The organism is Azospirillum mesophilum, assembly GCF_053470405.2.
The window spans coordinates 24,765-30,838 of record NZ_JBPXMQ020000056.1 but is presented as its reverse complement, the minus strand read 5'-3'; the positions used below and the strand labels follow the sequence as shown (position 1 = coordinate 30,838).

Here is a 6,074-nt window from a genome sequence, read left to right as displayed (position 1 = left end):
ACGCCGCTTCGGCCCTGCCCATCGCCGCCTCCCAGAAACTGTACTGGAATGCTTAACAGACTTGCGGAACCGTCCTCTCGGTCGGGCTGGCAGAGTAGTGTTAGAGCGGGGGCTGACGCACGGCGGGGTCTTCCGCCAGAAGCCGGCGCACGTCGGCCAGGCTTTCGCCCGCGGCGATGACAAGCCCGCCGGCACCATGCCGCACGACGCCGGTCGGCAGCGGGATCATCGGGCCTCCGGAAAACGCGGCGTGGATCTCGCCGGCAACCGCAAGCAGGTCGACCGGCATTCGGTTGGTGGCGACGGCCCGACCGTCCTCAAGGCCCAGCAGGTGATGGCGTCCGTCCCGCCCCAACCAGGCGACCGGCAGCCGGTGCGGCGTGGTGCCGGCGAGCGCGAGGAACGCCGCGTGTCCGGCCAGAGCCAGATTCGCGCGCAACAGGGCGGAGTCCGCCGTCTCGAAGGCGCCGCAGGCATCGGCCAGCCCCGGCGGCTCCGGCAAGGCGTGACCATCGCCGAGCGCTGCCTGCAGCACGCCCCGCCAGAACGCCTTGTAGTCGAACGTCCGCCGGAGCCAGCCGTGCCCCGCTGCGGCGATCCGCTCGCGCTCAGCTTCGTCGTCCAACAGGCGCAGGATCTGCGCCAGACAATCCGCGGCGCCGTCGAACAGGGCCACCGCGCCGTCGGGAATGAAGCGGCGGACCTGCGGGTTGGCGTCGGTCAGGCAGGCGACGCCACAGGCCATGTAGTCGAAGATCTTGCCCTTGATTTGCACCCGCGTCGGGTCGGTCGGCGAGTTCAGGCACAGGCGCGAGCGGTTGATGATGCGGACGTAATCGTCCCACGACACCCAGTCGTCGGTGAGCTTGAACGCCCCCTTCCGCGAATCCACCAGCCCGCCGGCCTTGTTGAAACGCAGGCCGCGCCTGGACAGCTCTTCCTCCAGGAACACGACAAGATGGGCGCGCTCGCCCTCGTTGGACCCGAGGAGGGTGACATCAAACTCCTTGGGCTCGCCCGGCAGGGGGCGGATCAAATCGGTGAACACTTGGCCGCCGAAGAAGACGACGCTGGTCCGCGGAGACAGCCTCTGCCCCGCCATGCGGCAGCGCAGATAGGTGTGCAGGCTGTCGCCGACCACCAGGACCGTGCTGCCGGCCAGCAGTTCGGCTTCCGCCGTGGTCGGCTCGATCCAGCTGTCCCACAGCATGGCGACCACCGGCGTGCCGCCGTCGCGGATGGCCTTCAGCACCCCGGGCGACAGGTTCTCGTGCTCCCAAGTGGCGGAGTAGACGACCACGTCCGGCCGGAACTCGGCCACAGCCGCCAGGGCGCGGCGGTCCATTTCGGCCCGCCCGTGCGCCTTCAGGTCCCGCTGGTACACATGGTCGCGGTGCGCGATGTCCAGCCCGCAGTTCAGGATCGGGAGGCGGAGCTGGACGTTGCTCGGCTCGTTCTCGAAATGGACGTACTGTTCCGGGTTGAAGAATAGGATCTTCATCATGGTGCGGTTCCGTTGGCGGTGTCCGGACCTTGCGGCACCCCGGCACGCGGGCGGGCGGTCATCGGATGGCGTGTCCTATCGTAAAGGGCCGGCCCGTCCGGAACCGGCGGCCTGGAACGGACAGTACAACCCGCCGCCATTTCCCAAAGCTTAACGGACGGTCCGTCAACATTGACCGCGACCCGCGCCAGCCGCTTTTATCCGCCCCTGGTTCTCCGGCCCATCGTCCCAGCTCCACCCAAGGTTCGTCCATGAGCCAGCATCGCAATGACATCTTCCGTCTCCTGGCTCATGCCCACCGCTGGGAGGAGATCGTCGCCACCCTCGATGCCCTGCCCGGCGGCGGCTGGAACGACATCGCCCTGGTGCGTTGGCGGCGCATGGCCCTGGCCATGTCACGCAGGCTCGACGCGGCGCTCGACGCCGCGCGGCGGGCGGTCGCCCTGCCGGACGCCGACGCCACCGACCACCAGCACCTTGCCCACATCTGCCTGCGCCTGCTGCTGTGCGACGACGCCTTCGCGGCGGCCGAGGAGGCGGCTCGCCGCGATCCCGGGCTGGTGCGCCCGCATGCCGTGGCCCTGGCGGCGGCGGCGCTGGAGCCGTGCCTGGCCCCGCGCCTGGCGGCGCTCCTGGGGCCGCCCGCCCCTCCCGCGCCGCCCGGCGCCGTGGCCAAATCCCGCCGGCTCAGCGCGGTCGTTCCCTGGCGGCTCGCGCCCTACCGGCCCTACGGCGGCCCGCATCCGGTCATCACCTCGGCCCTGGGACCGGGATCACGACTGGACGCGCGTTGGGCCGATTCTCCCCAGCGCCCGGGCGGCGCGCTGGACCTGCTGCCGAGGCTTTCCGCCTGGGCCTCCCGTCTCGACCGGCCGCACCGCGCCGCCCTGGCCGACTTCCTTGTCCACCGCCTGCCCCTGGCCTTCCACGCCCAGCCGCCGGCCGACCTCGTGTTCCACCATACGGTGCCGGGCGTACCGAGCGGCCGGCCCTGGGTGTTCCACCTGGAACATCTGAACATGCTGTTCGCGCCGATGATCACCCACCCCACGGCGGTCATCCGGCCCGGCGATCCGCAGGTCGAACTGGTTCGCCAACGGCTGGCCGAGGACGCCTGCCTGGGCGTTTTCACCCATGTCCGTGAAACCAAGCGGCTGCTCGACGAGCTTTTCCAGGACGACACGATCCGCGGCAAGACGGCGTACATCCGCATGGGCTTCGATCCGCGGCCCCGGCCCTTCGCCGTGGCGGCCCCGGCCGTGCGCCGGCGCCGGACCACTTTGCTGTTCACCAACAGCCTGTTCCACGACAACTTCCACATCCGCGGCGGCCCGGACGTGCTGTCCGCCTTCCTGGCCCTGGCCGAGCGCTACGACATCCGCCTCGTCATGCGTTCGTCGTTCCCGGCCGTGGGCTGCGAAGGGCTGGTGCGGCGGACCCTGCGCCATCCCGCCGTCACCTGGCTGACCGGGCGCATGTCCGATGCCGACATCGACGCCCTGTTCGCCGAGGCCGACATCTTCCTCCTCCCCTCCGGGGTCCTGCATGCGGTGTCGCTGGTGCGGGGGCTGCGCGCCGGGCTGGCGATCGTGGCCAGCGACGTGTTCGGCGTCTCCGAGTTCCTGCGCCACGGCGTCAACGGCCTGATCATACCGGGACGCCGCGCCGCCATCACCCCCCGCCGCGAGGGAACGCTCTACGCCGAGGACGGCCGCCGCCTGCTCCATCCCTCGGACATGCCCCCCGATCCGCTGTTCCAGACCCGCCTGCGCACCGGAATCCGCCAGCTCCTGGACAATCCGGGGCTGATGCATCGGCTGCGCCGGACGGCACAGCACAGCTCGGCCCGCCTGCATTCCGGCGTCCGCTGGGCGACCGAGGTGTCGGACTTCATCGAGGAGGGATGGACCCGTGGCGGCTTCGCCCGCGCCCTGGATGACGGGTTCCAAGCCGCCCCTGCACCGAACCTCCGGATTTGGGAGAGCGCCTGAAACCATGCGCCCCCTCCCCTCCAGCCTCGCCGCCGGATCCCCGCCCCGCCCTGCCGCAACGGAGCACCGCGGGGAACGTCCGGCGTGGATCGACCGGGCCCTGGCGGCTCTGTTCCGCCCCGCTGCACGGCGGCGCTCGGTCCTGCACATATCCTACATGGTGCACATCCCCTACTACACCGTTCAGCTGCTGCGGGAGCGGGGCTACCGTGCCGATTACATGGCGGTGGGCACCTCGCCGTTCTGGGACCGGTGCGACTATGTCTTCCGGGCGGACCACCGCGTGGGATACCGCCGGCTCAAGGAATGGTGGTGGTTCTGGAGCGTGGTGGCGCGCTACGAGACGGTGCATCTGCACTTCATGACCACGCACACCCAGCTCGGCTGGGAGCTGGCGCTGCTCAAGCGCATGGGCCGGACCGTCGTCGCCCATTTCCGCGGCTGCGAGGCGCGCGACCGCGAACGGAACATGCGGCTGCATCCGCAGTCCAACATCTGCCAGGACTGTGACTATCACCCGCCCATCTGCCAGCGGGCGAGCAGCGCCCTCCGGCGCGATCTGGCGGCCGACCATGCCGACGCCGTCCTGGTGACGACGCCGGACATGCTGGATTTCCTGCCCGGCGCCACGCATTTCCCCTTCTTCGCCCCGGTCGACATGATCGTGCCGCCGCGCACGGAGCCGTTCTGGCCGGACCGCCCGGACTTCCGGATCGTCCATGCCACCGTCCATCCGGGAATCGAAGGGACCGCGGCCATCGAAGCCGCCGTGCGGCGCCTGCGGGAGAAAGGCTATCCCGTCGAGTTCGTCTTCCTGCGCGATGTGCCGCATGACCGCGTCATGGCCGAATACGCCCGTGCCGACCTGGCCATCGGCAAGATGAAGATGGGCTATTATGCCAACGGCCAGATCGAGGCGATGTGCTGCGGCGTGCCGACGGTGACCTGGGTCCGGCCGGAGTTCATGACGCCCGACTTGAAAGACAGCGGCTTCATCTTCACCACGCTCGACGACCTTGAGCGGGTCATCGAGCATTGCATCACGCACCCCGACGATCTGGCGCGCAAGCGGGCGATCGCCCGCAGCTCGATTCTCCGGCTGCATGACAACACGGCCCTGGCCGACCGGCTGATCGGGCTTTACGAGAGGCTGGCGGGACGCTCCCCCGAATGAAATCGGCGCCTCGGCGCGCGTTTCGGGCGCCGGCCTTCACAGGCGCCAAAGGTCCACGCCGTCCGGCAGCCGGCTGCGGTCGAGCAGGCCCTTCACGTCCATGACGAGGCCGCGGCCGTCCTTCAAAAGGCTGGTCACGAGGCCCCAGCCCTCCGCCCGATAAGCGGCGTGCGGGACGGCCAGCACCACCGCGTCGGCCGGCGGCAGGTCCGCGCGCGCGGTCAGGGCGAGGCCGTACTCGTGCGCCACCTCGTCCGCCGAGGCCAGCGGGTCGTGCACCGCGACCTCCACGCCGAAGCTGCGCAGCTCGGCCACGATGTCCACCACCCGGGTGTTGCGGATGTCCGGCACGTCCTCCTTGAAGGTGAGCCCAAGCACGGTCGCCCGCAGCGGCCCGGACTGTCCGCCGCCTTGCCCCACGCGCCGGCGCAGCAGCCGCTTCACCGCCTCCTGCGCCACATACTGGCCCATGGTGTCGTTGATGCGCCGGCCGGCCAGGATGACCTCCGGGTTGTGGCCCAGCTGCTCGGCCCGGTGGGTCAGGTAGTAGGGGTCGACGCCGATGCAGTGACCGCCGACGAGGCCCGGCTGGAACTTCAGGAAGTTCCACTTGGTGCCGGCGGCGGCCAGCACGTCGCGGGTGTCGATGCCCAGACGGTGGAAGATCACCGCCAGCTCGTTCATCAGGGCGATGTTGACGTCGCGCTGGGTGTTCTCGATCACCTTGGCGGCCTCCGCCACGGCGATGGAGGCGGCCTCGTGCACGCCGGCCTTCACCACGCTGCCGTAGACCGCCGCGACGAGTTCCCGCGTCGCCGGGTCGGAGCCGGAGACGACCTTGGTGATGGTCTCGAACCGGTGCTCCTTGTCGCCGGGGTTGATGCGCTCCGGCGAGTAGCCGACGGTGAAGTCCCGCCCGTAGGTCAGGCCCGATTCCGCCTCCAGCACCGGCACGCAGTCCAGCTCGGTGGCGCCGGGGTAGACGGTGGACTCGTAGACCACCACGTCGCCGCGCTTCAGGCGCCGCCCGACGGTGCGGCTGGCGGCCAGCAGCGGGCGCAGGTCCGGGCGCTTGGCGTCGTCGATCGGCGTCGGCACGGTGACGATGTGGAAGTCGGCCCGCTCCAGGTCGGCCGGGTCGTCGGTCAGGTGCAGGCCGGCCGCCGCCAAGTCCGCGTCCGCCACCTCGCCCGTGTGGTCGTGTCCGGCCTTCAGGGCGGTGATGCGCCGCGCGTCGATGTCGAAGGCGATGACGGGCACGCCGGTCCGGCCGAAGGCGACGGCCACCGGAAGGCCGACGTAACCAAGGCCGATCACCGAAATGCGGCGGGAGTGGGTCATGGCGGTGGAGGCTCCTTGGGAAGGAGGGAAAGGTCAAGGTGGAGAGAGTCGCCCCTTATACACG

4 protein-coding genes are annotated in these 6,074 nt (G+C 70.2%); 2 read left to right on the top strand and 2 right to left on the bottom strand.

The window, feature by feature from the left end; translation table 11 throughout:
* Positions 1-100: 100 nt before the first annotated feature.
* Positions 101-1,504, bottom strand: coding sequence for a glycosyltransferase family protein (locus tag ACSVC7_RS29605; protein WP_448207980.1), 1,404 nt, complete (start codon positions 1,502-1,504; stop codon positions 101-103).
* 251 nt (positions 1,505-1,755) lie between these two features.
* Here ACSVC7_RS29605 and ACSVC7_RS29600 point away from each other — a divergent pair, with 251 nt between their 5' ends.
* Both ACSVC7_RS29600 and ACSVC7_RS29595 read left to right on the top strand, forming a co-directional pair.
* Entirely contained in the window at positions 1,756-3,495 is a 1,740-nt protein-coding gene (locus ACSVC7_RS29600) for a glycosyltransferase (RefSeq protein ID WP_448207979.1), read from the top strand.
* A gap of 4 nt (positions 3,496-3,499) precedes the next feature.
* On the top strand, positions 3,500-4,669 hold the full coding sequence (locus tag ACSVC7_RS29595; RefSeq protein WP_448207978.1) for a glycosyltransferase family protein: 1,170 nt from the start codon (positions 3,500-3,502) through the stop codon (positions 4,667-4,669).
* Between the two features lie 36 nt (positions 4,670-4,705).
* Here ACSVC7_RS29595 and ACSVC7_RS29590 read toward each other — a convergent pair whose 3' ends face one another.
* Positions 4,706-6,010 (bottom strand): nucleotide sugar dehydrogenase, encoded by a 1,305-nt coding sequence (locus ACSVC7_RS29590; protein WP_448207977.1) that lies wholly within the window; start codon positions 6,008-6,010, stop codon positions 4,706-4,708.
* Positions 6,011-6,074 lie beyond the last annotated feature (64 nt).

What these genes read in the sequence shown, in the direction of transcription:
- ACSVC7_RS29605 (WP_448207980.1), bottom strand. Translation starts at nt 1,504, where the DNA reads ATGATGAAGATCCTATTCTTCAACCCGGAACAGTACGTCCATTTCGAG.
- ACSVC7_RS29600 (WP_448207979.1), top strand. Translation starts at nt 1,756, where the DNA reads ATGAGCCAGCATCGCAATGACATCTTCCGTCTCCTGGCTCATGCCCAC.
- ACSVC7_RS29595 (WP_448207978.1), top strand. Translation starts at nt 3,500, where the DNA reads ATGCGCCCCCTCCCCTCCAGCCTCGCCGCCGGATCCCCGCCCCGCCCT.
- ACSVC7_RS29590 (WP_448207977.1), bottom strand. Translation starts at nt 6,010, where the DNA reads ATGACCCACTCCCGCCGCATTTCGGTGATCGGCCTTGGTTACGTCGGC.